This is a genomic window from Janthinobacterium kumbetense, assembly GCF_023703445.1.
GTDB lineage: Bacteria > Pseudomonadota > Gammaproteobacteria > Burkholderiales > Burkholderiaceae_D > Janthinobacterium > Janthinobacterium kumbetense.
The window spans coordinates 1461380-1480652 of record NZ_JAMQGR010000001.1 but is presented as its reverse complement, the minus strand read 5'-3'; the positions used below and the strand labels follow the sequence as shown (position 1 = coordinate 1480652).

Annotated in this window: 15 protein-coding genes; 9 read left to right on the top strand and 6 right to left on the bottom strand. The window is 61.6% G+C overall.

From position 1 onward, the window contains the following. Window positions 1-316: 316 nt before the first annotated feature. Window positions 317-850, bottom strand: coding sequence for an ankyrin repeat domain-containing protein (locus NCG91_RS06525; protein ID WP_251349106.1), 534 nt, complete (start codon window positions 848-850; stop codon window positions 317-319). Window positions 851-1084: 234 nt separating this feature from the next. Here NCG91_RS06525 and NCG91_RS06520 point away from each other — a divergent pair, with 234 nt between their 5' ends. Then, entirely contained in the window at window positions 1085-1453 is a 369-nt protein-coding gene (locus NCG91_RS06520) for a cupin domain-containing protein (RefSeq protein WP_215409092.1), read from the top strand. A gap of 30 nt (window positions 1454-1483) precedes the next feature. Here NCG91_RS06520 and NCG91_RS06515 read toward each other — a convergent pair whose 3' ends face one another. Then, window positions 1484-2683 carry a YbfB/YjiJ family MFS transporter gene (locus tag NCG91_RS06515; protein WP_251349105.1) on the bottom strand — a complete coding sequence of 400 codons (1200 nt, stop codon included), beginning with the start codon at window positions 2681-2683 and terminating at the stop codon, window positions 1484-1486. Between the two features lie 311 nt (window positions 2684-2994). On the opposite strand from NCG91_RS06515, the gene NCG91_RS06510 reads away from it, so the two are divergent. The 4 genes from NCG91_RS06510 (at window position 2995) to NCG91_RS06495 (ending at window position 5472) form a co-directional block, all read left to right on the top strand. Then, complete coding sequence (locus tag NCG91_RS06510) at window positions 2995-3669, top strand: CsgG/HfaB family protein (RefSeq protein ID WP_077403418.1); 675 nt, start codon at window positions 2995-2997, stop codon at window positions 3667-3669. 8 nt (window positions 3670-3677) lie between these two features. After that, the gene (locus NCG91_RS06505) at window positions 3678-4046 is read left to right on the top strand and encodes a DUF4810 domain-containing protein (RefSeq protein WP_230521897.1); all 369 of its coding nucleotides are present in this window, start codon (window positions 3678-3680) and stop codon (window positions 4044-4046) included. Beyond that, window positions 4043-4705, top strand: coding sequence for a DUF799 domain-containing protein (locus tag NCG91_RS06500; protein WP_034788080.1), 663 nt, complete (start codon window positions 4043-4045; stop codon window positions 4703-4705). Before NCG91_RS06505 ends, NCG91_RS06500 begins: the two co-directional genes overlap by 4 nt. A gap of 74 nt (window positions 4706-4779) precedes the next feature. Then, the gene (locus NCG91_RS06495) at window positions 4780-5472 is read left to right on the top strand and encodes a hypothetical protein (RefSeq protein WP_251349104.1); all 693 of its coding nucleotides are present in this window, start codon (window positions 4780-4782) and stop codon (window positions 5470-5472) included. Window positions 5473-5492: 20 nt separating this feature from the next. On the opposite strand, the gene NCG91_RS06490 is transcribed toward NCG91_RS06495, so the two are convergent. Then, window positions 5493-6329, bottom strand: a complete 837-nt coding sequence (locus NCG91_RS06490; protein WP_251349103.1) for a siderophore-interacting protein — start codon at window positions 6327-6329, stop codon at window positions 5493-5495. A 92-nt stretch (window positions 6330-6421) separates the two neighbouring features. On the opposite strand from NCG91_RS06490, the gene NCG91_RS06485 reads away from it, so the two are divergent. Then, window positions 6422-7000 (top strand): TetR/AcrR family transcriptional regulator, encoded by a 579-nt coding sequence (locus tag NCG91_RS06485; RefSeq protein WP_251349102.1) that lies wholly within the window; start codon window positions 6422-6424, stop codon window positions 6998-7000. Between the two features lie 52 nt (window positions 7001-7052). On the opposite strand, the gene NCG91_RS06480 is transcribed toward NCG91_RS06485, so the two are convergent. Together NCG91_RS06480 and NCG91_RS06475 are read right to left on the bottom strand one after the other, a co-directional pair. After that, complete coding sequence (locus tag NCG91_RS06480) at window positions 7053-8153, bottom strand: tryptophan 7-halogenase (protein WP_251349101.1); 1101 nt, start codon at window positions 8151-8153, stop codon at window positions 7053-7055. Continuing rightward, window positions 8150-10015, bottom strand: coding sequence for a LodA/GoxA family CTQ-dependent oxidase (locus NCG91_RS06475; RefSeq protein WP_251349100.1), 1866 nt, complete (start codon window positions 10013-10015; stop codon window positions 8150-8152). Before NCG91_RS06475 ends, NCG91_RS06480 begins: the two co-directional genes overlap by 4 nt. Before the next feature lie 249 nt (window positions 10016-10264). Between NCG91_RS06475 and NCG91_RS06470 the strand changes: the two genes are divergently transcribed. The 3 genes from NCG91_RS06470 to NCG91_RS06460 all read left to right on the top strand — a co-directional run bounded on the left by NCG91_RS06470 (window position 10265) and on the right by NCG91_RS06460 (window position 12488). Continuing rightward, window positions 10265-10441, top strand: coding sequence for a hypothetical protein (locus tag NCG91_RS06470; protein WP_251349099.1), 177 nt, complete (start codon window positions 10265-10267; stop codon window positions 10439-10441). A 77-nt stretch (window positions 10442-10518) separates the two neighbouring features. Then, the gene (locus NCG91_RS06465; protein ID WP_099664305.1) at window positions 10519-11184 is read left to right on the top strand and encodes a response regulator transcription factor; all 666 of its coding nucleotides are present in this window, start codon (window positions 10519-10521) and stop codon (window positions 11182-11184) included. Further along, window positions 11178-12488, top strand: a complete 1311-nt coding sequence (locus NCG91_RS06460; protein ID WP_251349098.1) for an ATP-binding protein — start codon at window positions 11178-11180, stop codon at window positions 12486-12488. The genes NCG91_RS06465 and NCG91_RS06460 overlap by 7 nt, the downstream gene beginning before the upstream one ends. 68 nt (window positions 12489-12556) lie before the next feature. Here the strand turns inward: NCG91_RS06460 and proA are convergent, their stop codons facing one another. After that, window positions 12557-19114: an anti-phage protein ProA gene (gene proA / locus NCG91_RS06455; protein ID WP_251349097.1), complete on the bottom strand. Its 6558-nt coding sequence runs from the start codon at window positions 19112-19114 to the stop codon at window positions 12557-12559. Window positions 19115-19273: the final 159 nt, after the last annotated feature.

The following is a 19273-nucleotide window of genomic DNA, read 5'->3' as shown; positions in this document are numbered from 1 at the left end:
CAGGGTAAAAGCGGCAGACAGATAAGCTCGTCCCATTGTCTCGTCTCTGTCGCTATAGCGGGCTTGATATGGCGTTAATGACAGGGTGACAGCGCGGCGCTGAAGATCGGCGTATCCTTAAATTTATCGCGCGCTTTGATTGCTGCTGTGCTGAGATGAAGGCGTTGTCGCGACAAACCGGCAATAGCGGATTTTGCTGGTGAGGGTATTTTTGAGGGTATCGGTAACTGAATGGTTTGGAAGACACTGAAAAATCAAGCGCTTAGCCATCTCATTGACTATCGAATGGGAATAGTCACTCATTCGGCAGCGTCAGCTATGCCGTCTGCCCCAAGCTGGCCAGGCGCGCCAGGGTTTCCTGCGCATTCATGCTCTTGGCCAGTGAAACGGCAGTCATGCCGCGGCTGTCCACGGCATCGATGCGGGCGCCGTGTTGCAGCAGCAGGTCGAGGATGGCCAGGCGGTTGAACATGGCGGCCATCATCAAGGGGGTCTTGCCATCCGGACTGCTGCCTTCCACCTTGGCGCCGTGCCGGAGCAGCAGTTCGGCGATGTCCAGGTAACCCTTGTAGGCCACGCCGGCCAGCGGCGTCTGGCCCTGGTCGTTGGGGACGTTGGCGTCGGCGCCCGCTTCGAGCAGCAGGCGCGACGTTTCCAGGTGGCCGTGGTAGCTGGCCAGCATGATCAGGCTGTCGCCTTTTTCGTTGCGGAAGTTCACTGGCACGCCCTGAGCCACCATGGCGCCCAGTTGCTGCGTATCGCCTTCGCGCACCAGGGCGAACAGGCCCTGGATGAATTCCAGCGTTTCCGCATCCATCGTTGCCGGGATTTTTCGTGCATCGGTGTTCATCGTTTTCTTTCCGCGAAGGTGGGCTATGCCTGCAGTGTAAATGGATGTTGAAGCATTGGCCCGGAAGTTTCAATTGTACGATCCGTCTCCGCATTTGAGGTAAGTGCGGCAGGTGCTCTGCTTGTAAATTTCCATTATTAAACTATATTGGAAAATGATGTGATTTTTATATTGTGTCAGTTATTCCAATTCGGAAATTTAATACTTCCAGAAATTCCAAAGGAGGGGCGGGTCATGAGTGCGATGTTAGAAAAGAAATCCTTGGATAAGCCGGACGAAGTCCGACCATTCAAGGACGGAGCCGGCCGGATGGCTGTCTTTACGCTTGGCGAACAGACCATGGGGCGCGGCGAATTTGAGCCTGGCTGGCGTTGGAGTCTGCACGTAAAACCGATTGCAGGAACCGATTCGTGCCAGGCAGCTCATACCGGCATGGTCCTTGAGGGACGGATGGTGGTAAGGATGAATGATGGCGCCGAAATGGAATATGGCCCGGGTGACGTCTTCTATATGCCACCAGGGCACGACGCCTGGGTGGTTGGAAACCAGCGTTGTGTACTGTTCGATGTAACAGGCGTCGCAAAGTATGCCAAACCGCAATAAGCGGGGCCAATGCATGTGCGAGACAGTCGCTTACGCGCCCGCCGCCAGCGCCTTTTGCCGCGCGGCCAGCGCCGCGCCGATGAAGAGGGCGATGGCTGAGGCGATCAAGCCCCGTTCCAGGCCGGCAGGGCCGTCGGCGATCCAGCCGACAACGATGGGGCCGACGATCTGGCCCAAGGCGAATACCGTCGTGTAGGCGCTGATGCCTGCCGTCCAGGATTGCTGCGGCAGGTTATGCCGCACCAGGGCCGTGGTCGACGCCACCACCGACAGGAACACGGCGCCGAAGACGAGGCCGGAAAGGAACACGACGGGGACAAAGCTCGTCAGCGCGGGCAGGATGGTCGCCGCGCCCAGCACGCCATTCAATATCGCCAGCGATTCGCCGCCCTTGTAGCGGTCCAGCATGCGTGCCCAGATGCGCGACGACGCCACCACCGCCAGGCCCAATACCGTGTAGAACACCGTGATCAAGGTGGGCGGCATGCCTTGCTGCTTGAGCAGGGCGATGACGAAGGTCATGTAGCCGATGTAGCCGACGCCGAACATGAAGTAGCCGGCCAGGCTGGGGGAAAAGTCGCGCCAGGCGAAGCGCCGCGGCGTGTCGACGGTGCGCGGCGCTTCGCCGATCGCTTTCGCCGGCAAGGCCATGATGGTGGTGGCCAGCAGGCAGGCAATGCCCAGTGCCAGCCAGGGCCATTGCCACGCATGCGCGGCGCCGTGTTCCTGGGCGGACGCCAACGCGGCCGGCACCAGCAGGGCAGACAAGGCAATGCCAAAGCCCGTGCCGCCATAGTACAGGCCGATGTAGAAGCCGGCGCGCTGGCTGTGCATGGAACCGAGCCGCGCCGCCAGCACGCCGCCGGCGATGAACATGAAGGCGCTGGCCACGCCCGCGCACACGCGCTGCAGGAACAGGGCGGCCGTATCGCTGACGAGGCCCGACATCAGCATGAAGATGCTGGCCAGCACGGAACCGACGATCAGCAAGCGCCACACGCCCAGGCGGCGCATCAGGGCCGGCGTGGCCAGGGCGCCGAGAAAATAGCCGAGCGCATTGAAGGTGTTCATGGCCCCTGCCAGCAGGTAGGACCAGCCCAGGTCGGCGCGCATGGGCGGCAGCAGCAAGCCATAGGAAAAGCGCGACAGGCCCAGGGCGACGGCCGCGCCCAGCGAGAGCGCCAGCGCCGTGGCCAGCGGATGGGCCGGGGAATGATCGTGTATCGGCATGGCCAGGAGACCCGTCCAGGTGGAAAGCGTGGAGTTGGCGCCGGAGTGGGGCGGGCCGGCGGGCGAAGTCCGTGAAGGACGGTGGCACAGGGCGCTGACGGCGCGCTTTTTTACTACTAAGTTAATGAATCGGCCCGGGGAAGTCAAGCAGGGCCGCGCCTGAGTAGCGCCGGCAATCATGCAATCCTTGCCATCGTTACTTTTGGAGAGAATTGTGAGACATGCAATACCATATAATTGCCATTAGGAAATTAACTTGCCAAAAATCAATTTCGCAGGTTGCTCCTGATCCTCCATATCATAAGGGCACTATGAACAAGAATAAACCCGGCGCGTTGTTGATTGCAGCGCTGATTGGCGCGGCGTTGGCTGGTTGCGCTTCCGAATCCTCGCAAGCTTTGGCTGTCCCCACGGTTGCCAGCGCAGCCCGTCCCTACGTTGGTCCACGCACCCTGATCGCTGTCGGCAAATTCGACAACCGCTCGAACTTCATGCGCGGCATCTTTTCCGATGGCGTCGACCGCCTGGGCAGCCAGTCGAAAACGATCCTGATCGCGCACCTGCAAACGTCCAACCGTTTCAATGTGCTCGACCGCGACAACATGGCGGAACTCAAGCAGGAAGCCGAGTTCAAGAAGCAGGGCCAGAATATCAAGGGCGCGGATTTCGTCGTCACGGGCGACGTGACCGAATTCGGCCGCAAGGAAGTTGGCGACAAGCAATTGTTCGGCATCATGGGCCGCGGCAAGACGCAAGTGGCATATGCCAAGGTCACCTTGAACGTCGTCAACATCGCTACCTCGGAAGTCGTGTTTTCGGCCGCCGGCGCCGGTGAATACAGCCTGTCGAACCGCGAAGTGTTGGGTTTTGGCGGTACGGCCAGCTATGACGCGACCCTCAACGGCAAGGTGCTGGACCTGGCCATGCGCGAAGCGGTCGAGCGCCTGGTGGCTGGTGTCGAAGCGGGCGCAATGCGCAAACAATAAGGTATCCCATGAAAACAATGATGAACAAGGGCGCAGCCCTGCTGGCGCTGCTCGCCTGTGCCGCCCTGACCGGTTGCGCCACGCAATCGAAGACCCTGTACCAATGGGAAGGCTACGAGCCGCAAGTGTACGAATACCTGAAGGGTGAAAGCCCGGAACAGCAGATCGCCGCCATGGAAAAAGACTTGCAAGTGATCGGCGCGAAGGGCAACCACGCGCCGCCGGGTTTCCATGCCCACCTGGGCATGCTGTACTCGATCGCGGGCAAGCCGGAGCAAGTCGAAGCGCAGTTCGAAGACGAGAAAAAACTGTTCCCGGAATCGACGCCGTACATGGACTTCCTGTTGGGTAAAATGAAAAAAGGCGAGAAATTATGATGTCGCGCATGTTGAAAATGGCCTTGTGCCTGGGTCCCGCCATCTTCATGGTCGGTTGCGCCACCAAGCAGGCGGCCTACGATTACACGGCCTTCAAGGCAGCCAAGCCCCGCTCCATCGTGGTCTTGCCGCCGTTGAACAACTCGCCGGAAGTCAATGCCGGCAACAGCGTCTACGCGCAAGTGACGTATCCGCTGGCCGAAGCGGGATACTATGTGCTGCCGGTGGCCGTGGTCGGTGAAACCTTCAAGCAGAACGGCTTGACGAACGCCGCCGATATCCACGGCGTCGATGCGAAAAAGCTCAACGAGATCTTTGGCGCCGATGCGGGCCTGTACGTGACGATTTCCAAGTACGGCACGACCTATGCCGTGATCGACAGCGTGACGGTGGTGTCGGTCGATGCCAAGCTGGTGGACCTGAAGACGGGCGCCTTGCTGTGGCAGGGCGCGGCCAGCGCGTCCAGCAACGAAGGCAACAACAGCGGTGGCGGCGGCCTGGTCGGCATGCTGGTGACGGCGGCCGTCAAGCAGATCATCAATACCAGCACCGATGCCAGCCATCCGCTCGCCGGCACGGCAAATGCGCGCATGCTGTCGGCCGGCGTGCCGAATGGCTTGCTGTACGGTCCCCGTTCGGAACGCTATCTGGCGCAGTAAACGTTCGCGAGTAGCGTGCTCACGCCCTGCATCAGGCACGGCAGGGGCAGTGACAACCGGCGCCGGAGGAAATCGTGGACTCGTCCTCCGGCGCTGTCTTTCCTGAGTTCGTGCAGATTCCAGGCAGGGAGCAAGCGATGGGCATTCAATTCAACGTCCGTTACAACGTGGAAACAGACGATTTGCAAGGCAACTCCGTGCTGGTCTTCCTGAAGCTGCAGAACCCGCAGGGCCATTACCGCAGCCATGCCTGGCAGGTGTTGACGGGGTCGGCCGGCGCCACCGAATCGTTCCACTACGAGGACAGGATCTCGACTGACGTGAACAGTTTCGGCATCACCGGGAACAAGATCGTCTCGGGCCGCCAGGTCATCGCGCCGGGCCAGCTGCTGTCGGCCGTGAGCCCGCATGGCTTGTCGCCGCTGCTGCAGCCGGCCGCCGCCTCGCTGGCGCAATCGAAGCTGACGCCGGCACAATGCGGCGTCATGAACGAGACCAGCCCATTCATCCCATTCAGCTGCAACTGGTACGTGAACGACCGGCCGGTCGCGACCATGCCCGATGTCGATGCCAACATGACGGTCGGTTTCGAATACCTGCCCAGCCTGTATTTTGTGGTGGCCATGCGGCCGGCGGCGGGCCAGACCTACAGCCTGGAGAGTTTCCAGGACATGACGCAGTATGCGATGCCGGTCTCGGCTACCGAAGTGGACGTTACCTTGCACCGCAGCCAGGACGCGTGGCGCTTCGACTTCGCCGCCCGCTAGCGCGCCGCGACCGGCGCTGCTCACACTTCGACGGCCAGGTCGTCGAAATCGGCCAGGGTGCCGCCATTGGCGATCAGCTGCTCGAAGCTTTGCCGGCGGCGCAGATCGATGTCCGTGTTGCTGACTCCCCGTTTCCAGTAGCCCGCCACCAGCACCTGTTCCTTGGACAGGCCCGCGTCGACGCGAAAATGCTGGCGGATGGCGCGCATTTCATCGCGCTCGCCGGCGCCCCAGATCGCGTAATCGTGCGGATCTTGCAAGGCCCTGGCCTGGGCCGCCAGCGGCCCGTCCGGCGCCACGTGGGCCGTGCCGAGGCGTTGCAATGCCAGGCCCGGCACGGTGGGCAGCTCGGCAAAGGAGGCCGCATCATCCGTCACCACCCAGCCGATGCCGCTCGCGCCGGCGGGCCACTGCTGCAGCATGGCATACAGCGCGGGTATGCCCGTTTCGTCGAGGAAGAGGGCGATTTTCTTTTCGGCACCAGCAGGAACGATGAACTGCGGGCGCGGCCCCGTCAGGCGGAAGACCTCGCCCACGCGCAGGTTGTTACCCCAGTGCATCATCGGACTCGCGTGTGCATGCCGCACGATATCGAAGGTAAACGCGCCTGCCCGCGCGTCAAAGCTGCGCACGGTGTAGATGCGCGACGCGCCGCCATCGAGGTGGATGCGGAAAGCCACGTTGGGCAACGCCCATTGGGGATCGTCGCCGGAACGGTCCAGGCGGGCCGTGACGCGCAACACGCTGGGAACGGGACGGGCGATGGCGACGACGGCGGCCGTGACGTCATGCAGGCTGCGGTCATGCTCGGCGTTGCGCAAGGGACCGTTGGATTGCTGTTCTACTGGTGTTGCCATGGTAAGTACTCCTTGGTATTGGGTAATTAGTTTCATCATGCTAAACTAATTAACTGAAACCGACAACGCAGCTGCCGCCACGGACCATGACGATGACTATTGCAAGCACTTCGCCCCGCCCCGGGCGTCCCCCCAGCATCACGCGCGAACGCATCGCCGACGCCGGCATGGCGCTGGGCCTGCCCGCCATGACGTTTACCGGTGTCGCCACCTTGCTCGGCGTTAGCCATGTGGCGTTGTACAAGCATGTGGCGAACCTGGCGGCGCTCAAGCTGCTGGTGGCAGAGGAAATTTTTGTTCGATGGAAACTTCCGGCGACGGGCAACGACGACCTGGAGGGCTACCTGCTGCGTTTCAGCGCCTCGCTGCGCGCGCTGGTCAAGTCGCATCCGGGGCTGGCGCCGTACTTGCTGCGCAGAAAAGCGACGACGCCGGCCATGCTGGCCCGGATCGACGCCCACCAGGCGCAAGTGGCGGACAGCTACCGGCTGCCCAGGGAGCGCGCCCGCTGGCTGCTGTCGACCGTGGCCTTCCACTGCGTGGCCCTGGCCGACACCGTGTATGCGCCGGCCCGCGACGCCTGGGAAGCAGAGGACGATGCGCTCATCGAGGCCGAGTTCGAGCTGGGCATGCGCGCGCTGGTGATCGGGGCGCTTGCCATGCAGCCATAGCGGCAGCGCGTGGCAGCACGGCGGCGCAGCGATTTTTTTGCGGGCCGGCGGGTCAGCGGGCCGCGAGCGGCCGGCGCCGGCTCCAGAATGGCGCCGACGGCCAGCGTGTTTCTTGGCCGTAACAGTATGCCAGGTGGCGTCCGTATGCCGCGCCGATGGCCGCCAGTTCCGCGTTGTATTGCTGGCAAGCCGTGGTGTCGCCCTGCAGCGTGCGGTCGGCCGCTTCGGCGGCGGCCAGGCCCGTGTACAGGGCGTTGAAGATGCCTTGCGACGACAGCGGATCGAAGCTCAGGGCCGCGTCGCCGGCGGCGAACCAGCCCGGTCCGGCGGCGGCGTCCAGGGCGGCCGTATGGGCGGGCGTGGCCAGGGCCGGTGTATCGGCCCCGTAACCTTGCTGCTCCAGCAATTCCCGCGTGGCCGGCAAGCGCCGTGCCGCCGCTTCCAGCCAGCCGGCATCGCGCAGGGAGGTGTTGCCGAGCAAGTCCGCATCCGTATGCAGGGCCAGCACGCGGCGCTGGCCGGGCAGGGGCGCGCTGTACCACCAGCCGTATTCGCACGCCTCGATGTGGGCAAAGCCCCGCGCGGAGGGCGTGCGTTCATGTCCGTATTGCCATATAGATATCAGCCGGTCGCTGTGCCGGCGCTGCGCGCCCGCTTTGCGGGCCAGCCGGGCGCTGCGTCCCGTGGCGTCGATGACGATGCGCGCCGCCGCGTCGCAGGTGCCGTGCCGCGTTTCCAGCCGTACTCTCCAGCCGCCATCGTCCGGCGCGATGTCCGCGACCCTGGCCGAGGCCAGCAGGGCGGCGCCGCGTTGGCGCGCTTCGTCGCGCAGCCACAGGTCGAATGTGCCGCGCGCCAGGTGCCAGCCGTGGCCATCGGGGTCGCTGAGGAAGTGGTGTTCCGCCCAGGCGCCGTTCCACCACGCGCGGTTGCCGTGGTAGGGCGCATGGCCCTGGCGCAGGAAGGCGTCGAGCAAGCCCATGTCTTGCAGCAGGCGCGCGGCGGCGGGCGGCAGCGATTCACCGATGCGCGCCAGCGGCGCGGCCAGCCGGTCGACCAGCAAGACCCGGTGCCGCCCCGCCAGGTTCAGGGCGGCCGTGGCACCGGCCGGACCGGCGCCGACGACGAGCACGTCGGCCTGCAGCACCGTCACGAGCGGTGCCGCTGCAGATGCCGCGCTTTTTCCGTGCCTTCCAGGTCGACGTCGACAAACTCGTCCGGTATGGGCGCCGCGGCACGCAATGTATGCTTGCCGGCGATCGCTTGCGGCAGGTTTTCCACCTGCAGGAAGGCGGGGAAGCCGCTCACGTCCGTGGGGCCGGGGCGCACCTCGACCACGCCCACTTGCGCCAGGTCGGCGATCATGTTGTTGATTTGCTCTTCATAGCTGATGTTGCCCAGCGGACGTATCCACGCGGCGCGCCGGGCGAAGGCGGCCAGGCGGTCGTCGGTGGGGGCTTCCCGGTTCATCACCGTGTCGTAGGCGAGCTTGCTCATCACCTGGTTCGGCACGCGCGCGGGCCAGAAGGTCGGCACATAGGGATCGTAGTCGGATTGGTAGCCGGAGCGGCAGCTGGCCGTGTCCGTTTGCCAAGGCACGGCCATCCAGCGCGTGACGCCGCCGGCGATCTGCGCCGAGCAGGGGCTGCCGATATTGTCCGGCGTCAATACGGCACCGTAATCCGGCTCCACCCAGCCGGGCGGCCGGTGCGCCAGGCGGAATGGCGCGCTGTACATGCTGGCCTGGCGCATGGGCCAGGTCATTTCGCAGCCAGGGTGGAAAGCGTCGGCCAGGCAGAATTCCATGGCCGCGCGCAGCAGGGTGTCCGGTTGCTGCGCCACTTCCACGTCGGCCAGGCTTTGCGGCGGCGTCTTGCCGGGCGCATAGTCGTCCGTGAACTTGCCGTCGGCCCATTGCTTGAGGAAGCGCAACTGCAAATTGCTCAGCGCGCAGTTCTGGCGCGGCGTGTCTGCCGGCGGGATGGCCATCGCATCGCCATACAGCCATGGCCACGGCGATGGCGCCCAGGCGTCGCGCTCGAACTGGCGGAACTGGTTATAGATGACGTTGCGCCACTCCTTGCGGTTTTCGGACGGGCTGGCTAGGCGCGCCATCCATTCGTCGCGGCTGAATGGCGTGCTGCCATCCCAGCCGAAGGCGGCCGCGAAGCCGGCGTTGACCCATTGCAGGTTGGACAGGCGCTCGAAAATGGGACGGATGTCGTCCTGGAACGAGGGAACGGCAGGCGCGGTAATTTTGTTTTCGGAAACAAACAGGTCGCGCATCAAGTCCCACATGGTGCGCACCGACTTTTGCTGCGGCGCGTAGTCGGGCGGCGCGACGACCACCCAGGCCATGTCGACGGGCAAGGCCTGGCCCTGGTAGTGCACCGTGGCGCAGACGGGGCCGTCGGCCGTGTCGTCATGCCAGCCTTCGTTGTTGGCGAAGGTGATGGCGCGCGCGCCATTCCACGAGGCGGACTTGCCATGGCCGCCCAGCACGATCAGCCGTCCCATGGCGTCCGTGCGCAACTCGCCCAGGTAGACGGGCGTGCCCATGAAGCGGCCGCTGTCGAAGGCGACGGCCGGCTGTTCGCTGCCGCCGATCTTGCGCTCGCCCGGCGTGATGGACAGTTGCGCGCGGTCGGTGACGGCCATGTTGCGCAGGAACGAGGGCTGGGTGGCATTCGCCTCGGGAATGTCGAGCGCGATCTGGAACTGGTACCACGCCGCCTTGGTGTTGGCCAGCGTGACGGACCATTCGATGTCGGCATTGCTGGCGTTCAACTCGGCCACCGCCACGCCGGCGGCGTTCAAGCCGTAGATGCGAAAGCCCGCCGCCTGGCGCTTGATGGCCCCGGACGCATCGCGGTAATAGCCGGCCGGCCGCGGCGCCGGTTCCGGCACCTCCGGTCCCATAAAGTATTCGCTGGGGCTGTTGCCCACGCGGGCAATGCCGATGGGCGGATAAATCGCCGCCTTGACGATGACGGTATCTTGGGTGGAACTGGACATGGCATGCCTTTCCAGATGCGTGGAGGGAAGGAAAATATACCGCATAAAAAACGCGCCAAATGCGCACATAGTCACGGTATCGCGAATTCACGCCATGCATGGCATGGGCGGACACGGGGGCAATTCAGTTGCTGCGGAGATTGACTTGTTGCCGGCATGTAGCTATCTTGGACTGGCATTGCCTGTTTATCAATATACGAAATAATGTATTGATCCGATATTTTTCTATGCAAACTTTGAAGGAATGATATGAAAATCAAGGCTATTTTCTGTGTTGGCGCGGTATCCCTGCTGGCCGTTCTGCCCGTATCGCAAGCGGCCCAGCCCGGCGAGGCGCTCGCTGCGGCGGCACCGCTTGCGAAAGGCGTGGCGCTGTATCCGCAAGAAGGCAATATCCCGCCGTTCCGCGGGTCCGGGTCCAGGTAAGGCTACCGCGGCAGCCCCTGCGGCGCGGCGCCAGTCAAGGTAAGATGGTGGCTTTTTCAAGACTTTGAGAGGCCCGCGTGCGCGTGTTGCTGGTGGAAGACGATCCGATGATCGGGGAAAGCCTGGTCGAGGGCTTGCGCGGCGAGTGCTATGCCGTGGACTGGGTGCGCGATGGCCACGATGCGGAGCTGGCGCTGGCCGGCTTCGCCTACGATTTGATGCTGCTGGACCTGGGCTTGCCCGGCAAGGAGGGCATGGACGTGCTGCGTGCCATGCGCGCGCGGGGTGCCGAGTTGCCCGTGCTGATCATCACGGCGCGCGACGGCACGCCGGCCCGCGTGGAAGGGCTCGACAGCGGCGCCGACGATTACCTGGTCAAGCCGTTCGACCTCGACGAGCTGCTGGCGCGCATCCGTGCGCTGCTGCGCCGCCGCGTCAGCCGTTCGCGCTCCGTCATCGAGCATGGCGCGCTGATCCTCGACCTGGCCAGCCACGACGTCACGTTCGAGGGGGAGCTGATCAAGCTGCCGCCGCGCGAATTTTCCGTGCTGCGCGCCTTGCTCGACCATCCGGGCAAGGTGGTGTCGAAGCGCCAGCTGAGCGAAAAGCTGTACGGCTGGGATAGCGAAGTGGAAAGTAATACCGTCGACGTGTATGTGTACCAGCTGCGCAAGAAGCTCGGTGCGGATTGCATCCAGACCGTGCGCGGCGTGGGTTACAAGATGCGGCTGACGCCATGCTGACCATCCGCCGCCAATTGCTGCTCGGTTTGCTGGCCGCCACCCTGCTGTGCGTGCTGGGCGCCGGCATTTCCCTGTTCCGTTCGCTGCTGGAAGAAACCAATGAGCTGGCCGACTTGCAGCTGCGCCAGCTGGCCGTGGCCTTGCCCGACGAGTTCGAGCCGCAGGAGGGACTGGCCGCCGCGCAAGAGCCGGAAGAAGCGTTCGTGCTGCAGGCGTGGGACGAGGATGGCCAGCCCTTGCCCGTCCTGCAGGAGCAGCCGGCACTGCCGCGCTATGCGCTGGCCGGTTTCGCCGATGTCGAGCTGCACGGCGAGGATTGGCGCCTGTACGGCGAAACGCGGCGCGGCCGCTACGTGCAGGTGGCACAGGCGCAGGCCGTGCGCGACCAGCTGGCCTGGCGGATGACGATGCGGGCCGGCGCGCCCCTGCTGGTGTTCGCGCTGATCCTGGCGCTGCTGATCGTCGCCGTCGTGGGACGCGCGCTGGCGCCCCTGCACCGGCTGGCCGAGTCCGTGGCGGGCCGTTCGCCGGACGCCCTGATGCCTCTGGCGGCCGACGACATGCCGCCCGAACTGCGGCCCGTGGCGCTGGCGTTGAATAGCCTGATGGGGCAGTTCGAGGCGGCGCTGACGGCGCAGCGCACCTTTGTCGCCGATGCCGCGCATGAATTGCGTTCGCCGCTGACGGCATTGAAACTGCAGCTGCAGGTGGCCGAACGGGCCGGCAGCGAGGAAGAACGCCGCGTGGCGCTGGCGCGGCTGCACGAACGGCTGGACCGCAGCACGCACCTGGTGCGCCAGTTGCTGAGCCTGGCGCGCCATGAAACGGCGCTCACGGCCAGCCAGCTGCACACGGTGGACCTGGGACAATTGCTGGAAGCGGCCGTGGGCGACCATAGCGCACTGGCCGACAGCCGCGCGATCGACCTGGGCGTGGTGGAAGCGCTGCCCGCCAGGGTGCTGGTGCAGGCCGATCCCGACGGCTTGCAAGTATTGCTGAACAACTTGATCGACAACGCCTTGCGCTACACGCAGCAGGGCGGCCGGGTCGATTTGCAGGCGGCCGTGGAAGAGGGCAGGCCCTTGCTGCGCGTGTCCGACAACGGCCCCGGCGTGCCGCGCCAGCACCATGCGCGCCTGTTCGACCGCTTCTTCCGTCCCGACGGCAACGACGCCTGGGGCTGCGGCCTGGGCCTGTCCATCGTGCGCCACATCGCCGAGCACCACCAGGCCGATATCGCGCTGGCCGACGGCGAGGCGGGGCGGGGATTGCAGGTGACGGTGCGTTTTCCGCAGGCGGCCTGAACGGTCAAAAAATAGATGTCGATCAGTATGACATCACTGCTCAACACGCTAAAAATGAAGTACCTGCTCTAGCCCATAGCATTGTCCAGTGCGGTCTCTAGCCTTTTGCGGCTACTGGCTCGAACGTGATGCATACCAAGTCGCTTGGCCATCGCCATCACAGCATTGTCGCCAGAGCAACCTTCGCCGGTAATCAGTTGGGCGAGGGAGATCAGTTCCGCCATGCAAATTTCGTCCACGCTGCGTCCGCCGTTCCCGTTGTGGCTGAATATAATAGGACGCTCAGGTTCTCGGTCCCGTGCCCAGAAGAATATGCCGACGTCTTCCTCTGTGAATTTCAGACACGAAAGCGCTATCGAGGAGACGCGCTCCTGAATGCGCGCCCCGGTACGCTGCCAACCGTGCGCCCGTGCGATCCTGCGTGCCAGTACGGTGTCGCGTGATGGCCCATCGAAATCAATGATCTGCTCAATCATCTCTCGAAGATGGCCATCGTAGGATGCTTCAAAAAAGGCGTCGGCGTTCACGCCGCCTACCACTGCAGGGTCAGTCATTTCAAATTGCTGGGTGATCGGTGAGTCAATATCCTGACCGACGACAAAGCGTGAGGCGTATTGGATATCAAGAGCAGGTCTTGTTAATTCGATCATTTCTGTAGGTGCCATCGTTTCTGCTTGTGTCTTGGTTAGGATTTCCTTTGCCTCAGCCTCGGCCGCCTCGCGCTCCGCCACCTTGCTGCGCCTTTGCCGGCTGAACTCCAGCAAGCGCTCCAATGCAGCATGCGTCTTTTCAAGTGTACCTGCCCGGTCTATCCACCAGTCAGTAGACCAGATACGCACTATTTCCCACCCTAAGCCGCGCAATACCTGCTCACGTAACATGTCCCGGTCGCGCGCCGTTGCCGAGCGGTGGTAGGTGGCGCCGTCGCACTCGACTCCGCACAGGTAGATGCCAGGCGCATCGGGATGCACCACGCCCAAGTCCACCCGGAAAGACGAGGCACCGATTTGGGTATGCACCTGCCAGCCGCGAGAGGCAAGTGCTGTGGCGACTGCTTCTTCAAATGGACTGTCGAAGCCACCCAGGCTACCTTTGGTCACCTCGGCCAGTGCGCGGGGGCCACGTTCGGCAAACTCCAGAAAGTGTTTGAGGTCTCGCACTCCTGCGGCCTGCGTGCGAGACAGGTCGAACTGCTCCGGCTTCAGACTAGAAAATACTCTCAACTCCTGGCGCGCGCGCGTGATCGCGACATTCAGCCGACGCTCGCCGCCATCGCGGTTCATCGGGCCAAAGTTCATCGAGACAGCGCCCGCCAGGTCTGGACCATAGGTAATCGAGAAATAAATGATATCGCGCTCGTCACCCTGCACCGATTCCAGGTTCTTGATAAACAGCGGTTCGAGTTCCGTCTCCGAAAAATATGGTTCCAGAGCTGGGTCCTTCCGGCGTTCTTCGTCAAGCAAGTCTTCGATCAGGTTCATCTGTTCGGTATTGAAGGTGACAACACCGATTGTCAGTTTCGATTCCTGGAAGTTTGGCGCGCGCAGCTTTGCAACGATATCGGCCACCAGTTCCTTCGCTTCGCGTTTGTTGATGCGCGCGCCACCTTTCTCGTACACGCCATCTATGTGATGGAAGCTGACGGCACGGTCGTCGGCGACCGGCGATGGGAATGTTACCAGGCCACCGCCATAGTAACGATGGTTGGAAAATGCGATCAGGGATTCGTGGCGGCTGCGATAGTGCCAGGCCAGATTCATTGTCGGCAGGTTCGCCCCCATGCATTCGTCGAGAATACTTTCCAGATCGCCTTCGACATCTGCGTCATGGTCCGACGATTCGGCGCGATCAAAAAACGCGGTCGGTGGCAACTGTTTGGGATCACCCACCATCACTACCTGCTTGCCGCGCGCCATGGCGCCTATCGCATCCCATACTGGAATCTGCGATGCTTCGTCGAACACCACCAGATCAAATGCACTGGCATCAGTTGCCAGATACTGGGCAATCGATAGCGGACTCATTAACAGACATGGCGCCAGCTTGCCCAGTACCGAGGGAATCTTTTGTATCAGCTCGCGCAATGGCATGTGCTGCTTCTTTTTGTTGATTTCATGACGCAAATCGCCCCATTCCGATTGGCGCGCAACTTCCTCGGAGCGCGGCATGCCGGCGCACAGCGAGGCGCGCACCCATGCGCGCGTGACGTCCGTAAATTGTCGGTCAAGTGCGCGGAAGTCCCCGATTCGCTTTTCATGTTCGACAGAAACGAAGTTGCGTATGACGGTTTCGTTGTCGACAGCCTGATTGAGCCACCAGCGGCTGTAATTGGTTTCAAATGCGCGCAGTGCTTCCGCCGGTTTCACCGTGCCGGTCTCCATTGCGTCGACCAGCGATGCCAACGACAAGGACAGCGCTTCTGTGCGCACCTTGCGCCACGCGCACCATGCTTTCAGGCGTGGTTCTCCGGCAACGATCTGTTTGCAGCAGGTGATCAGCTCGTTTAATGGCAGCTCGTTGAACTGCATGGCTACGCCTTCGCTGAATGTGCCGACGGCGGCAAGATTGGCGAGTACGGGCTGCAGGGCGTTATGCGCGGCGCGATACTGAGCGCCAGCACTGGCTAGTACACCGGACGGTGCAAGTAGTGCGTTGCCTTCAACCACCAATTGTTCAAATGCCTGACGTAGCACGCCAGCGTCTTCGATTGTCTCGGCCAGGTTAGCAATTGCCACTGTAAGTACCGAATAAAAGGCTGCTACGCTGTCGATGTCGTCTGCGCGTGTTTGCAGGCCAGCCCAAGTGCCGCCAGTTGAGGCGCGCAGATAATCAAAGGCGCGCAGCTTTTCTTCAAGGATGGCGCGCTGGCGCACATGTTGGTAATCAGTCGCCAGCGCCGGGCCACAGTCTGACGTCGCGACCTCCGCGTGCTCGCCTTGCAGTGCGCCAGCGTCCTGCACAGCGCGCAAGGCAAGCGCGAAGCGCATGGCTGCTGCCAGCAGATGTGGATGTGTCACCTGGCCATTCCACAGTCCACCTGTCTCTGCGTTCAGTGGCTGCATGTCGGCGATCTCGGTATTGAGCGCGCGCAGTTGCCGCAAGCGCTCTAACTCCAGAGCAAGCAACTTGCCACATCGCCCGTTCTCGATGATGTCAAATCCCTGGTCATCCCAGGCTTCCTGTCGGCGCGCCTGCCCCAGCACATGCTGCAAGTAAAGCGCTGCCTGAACAAATTCAGGGCGCGTCTTCAAGCCCGCCCAGACACCTTCGCTTACCGGCCCCATTTCTACCTTGTCGATTGCGGACCGCAATTCGCGGATACGTACCAGCAAAGGCAGGTCGCGTGTGACATCGGTATTGCCGTCGCCGGTCACGCAGTCGGTCAGTACTTTGGTGATCTGGCGCTTGCGTATCCACGACAAGGGCCATGTACTGCGTTCTGCTTCGACCCACCCACGTTGAAGCTGGTGCACATTTAGTGCGTCCACCTGTTCGCCATACTGCACGGAAAGGCTGCTTGTACTCGCGGCCAGATCGTCGAGCAGTTTCAATCCTTTCTCTAACTCGGTCTGAATATCGTCAGACCACGGTTGGCCCAGTAGTGACATCACGCGGTCACGCTCGTCGAGCAGCGCCAGCGCTTTTTTGCATCGGGCGACGACGGACTCGTTCCATGCAGGACAGATGCGCGCATTCAGTTCACGATGCTGAAGCAGCAGTTGGTGCCCTTCACGTAGATCAGCCAGAAGCTCGCGCGCCTCAGGCCGAAACACGAAGCCCCATTGACGGCCAAAGGCATCAGGCAGCGCCTGCGACAGATCTGCTACTGCCAGGCGCGCGCGACGGCCAGTCGGCAAGCCCGCAAGACTAGTTGCATTTTCAAAATTCGTGATGGCCAATTGTAGTTCTTCAGCTGCTGGCGCCACCGCTCTGGTTGCGCTGATGAATGCCTGTTGCCAGGAAGGTGTCCACTCCGCTTGCCTGACTGCCATCAGCGGTCCCTTGAGTAATTCGCTGGAGCCAACCGCCTCGGCATTGACCTCCAGGCGGACACTCAAATCGCGCATCGCCTCAAGCTGGGTATGGTCATGCGCATTGGCATCGGCCCAGGAAAGATCGAGTTTAGGTACATCTTCGCCATCGACCACTATGCCGATCGCCTTGTAAATTGTCAGGCCATTGGGATGTCGATGGTGCAGTCGAGCGACATATTGGTTCAATTCATCGCGCAGTCGCTTCAACTTGACCGCCTGAGCGTTCCATTCTTCGGGATTGACTTCGCCTTGAGCCTCCCAAGCTTTTTGCAGCTGGGTGATCACATCGAGCTTGCGTGCCTTGTTCGAGTGCAGTTCTAGACAAAACTCGCCCAAACCCACTTCGCGCAAGCGCCGGTACACGACGTCAAGCGCTGCGATCTTCTCCGATACAAACAACACTCGCTTTCCCTCGGCCAGACACTGGGCGATCAGGTTGGCAATGGTCTGGCTCTTGCCTGTACCAGGTGGCCCGATCAGTACAAAATTTTTGCCCTTGGCCCCAGCCATGACTGCAGAGAGCTGTGACGAGTCGGCAGGAAGTGGACAGAATGTCTTATCAGGAGAAAATTGCGCATCGAGTTCTTTCGGCGGCGGAAACGCTACCGTGGACGGATAGGGGTCGCGCGGACTGTCGATCAAGTGGCGTACGACCGGGTTCTGGCGCAATTGATCCGTTCGCTGGGTCAGGTCAACCCACATCAGATATTTGGCGAACGAGAACGACGCTAGTACCACTTCGTCTGACACTTCCCAGCCCTTGATGTCTCGCACGGCATGAGAAACGGTACGCCAGATCAGCGCGACATCAAGTCCAGCGGCATCCTGCGGCAACTTGCCATCCATGACACCCAGGTTGAGATGGAAGTCTTGCCGCAGCATCTCGATCAGCGTCGGATTAAAGCGCGGTTCGTCTTCATGCAGGCATAAGGTAAAGCCGGAGCGCGCGCTCTTGCGCTGCAGCGACACTGGAATAAGAATCAACGGCGCCTTGCACTTCTGTCCCGCTTTGTCATCGCGCGTCCAGTTCAAAAAGCCCAGTGCTAGGAACAGCGTGTTGGCTCCCCCCTCTTGCAATACCGTGCGAGCACTACGATAGAGATCGACGAGTCGGGTCTCCAGTTCCGGCTCGTTCACGTTGACGAATACTTCGCGCCGTTTCAGTGCATCGAGGGCGTGCTCGCGACGTACATCTTCACGTGCGCGCTGTTCGTGTACTGCCTGGTTACGTGGATCTTGCCCATCCATAAGGTCCGGTCTTGGTAGCAAGCGTATCGGCGCACCGTTGGACAGCACATCCTCCAGCACGCCTGGTTCCGGTGCGTCGATCCTGAGGGATTTTTTACCGGTTTTGAAATTGAGAAGATTGTTCCGTAGCGATAGGTCAAGCAATTTGCGTTGCCATCGGGCCAACCTGTCGTTCGGATCGAATCCTGAGGGCTCGGTCGTCACCCCGTAGTCCGGCAAATCAGGTGCACCATCGTCAAACGTGGTTGCGGTTGCTTTCATCGCACTATCGGTGGGTGGAAGGATGACCGGGCTTGCACCGCTGGCAAGCGGTTTGATTCGTTGCATGCGGGCACGCCGTATATCAACCACCAGCTCGAATTGTTCTTCGACCTGTTCGGCGATCTGATTGGCTGCCAGATCGGTTGCATACGTAAAGGATGGCGCCGGCCGCGAGGTAATCAGTGTTGTTTCGAACAGGATCAGTTCTTTCAACCGGATGCGTTTGCGGATGGCCGTCACGTCATCGACAACTACTGTGGAAAATTCTTCCTGGCGTAGCCATACGCCAGCGAACGCGTGACCCTTCGTGAATACGACAATAGGATTCAAGCCCGCCTGCTCCAGCGCAGAGCAAAACATCAGCGTCAGGTCGAGGCAGGTGGCAATGCGGGCGTCCATCACCTGCGCCGCACTGCGTACCTTCTGGCCTCGGTGCTCGAAACTGGCTGGCGGCAGTGCGTAGTCCAATCCCAGCCCTGCCACGGCTGTCCACAGAGCCGAGGTCAGCTCCCATGCTCGTTTTGCACCCCCCTGATAGCCATCCAGCGCCGGGCTTTTTCCCGCCTGTCGCAATACCTCGGCGACTTGCTTGAGCAACCGGTCGATTGCCGGCTCATTTGGTTGCACGAATGCCGCTACAAGGTCGGGGAGGTGGGATAGTCCTCCCCACTGGTTACGCGGCAACAGCTCAACCTTGCGCTCTTCTGTCGCTAGCACACGCTCCGGGGACGAGCCGGCCTTGCCAACCAGTGTCAATGTAATTGTCGAGGTCTCAGCTTCGGTCAATTTGCCCAGTACGATGCCATCCAGCTGAACATCGCAGTCCCTGATGTCATAGTTGGACTTCGCCTGACAGGCATCTATCAACCAGGTCTTCGATTTCAAAAACGGAGGAAATGATTCTAGGCGCAACCGCAAGTCGGTGATCTCTCCATTACCGTCATTGATAATGGCCAGTTCACGTAGCAGAGGAATGGAGTTCTGGAAGTCTGCTAGGTTCAGCTTGCTGGCATTTGAGATGCGAATTGCGTACTCAGGTGCAGCTTTGACGGGCTGTTCCGCCAGGTCTTCTACTTGTTCCACTTACTTCCCCGTTAATGAATTCAATGAATTTTGTGTCTATTTTTGCAAATTAATTTGCTATAGAGATATTCATCGAACGACATTAACACATGGAAAGAGACAATTACTCACCAAATCTCACTTCAATGAGATTCGGTTCCGTTAGAGTGTTCTTACAGC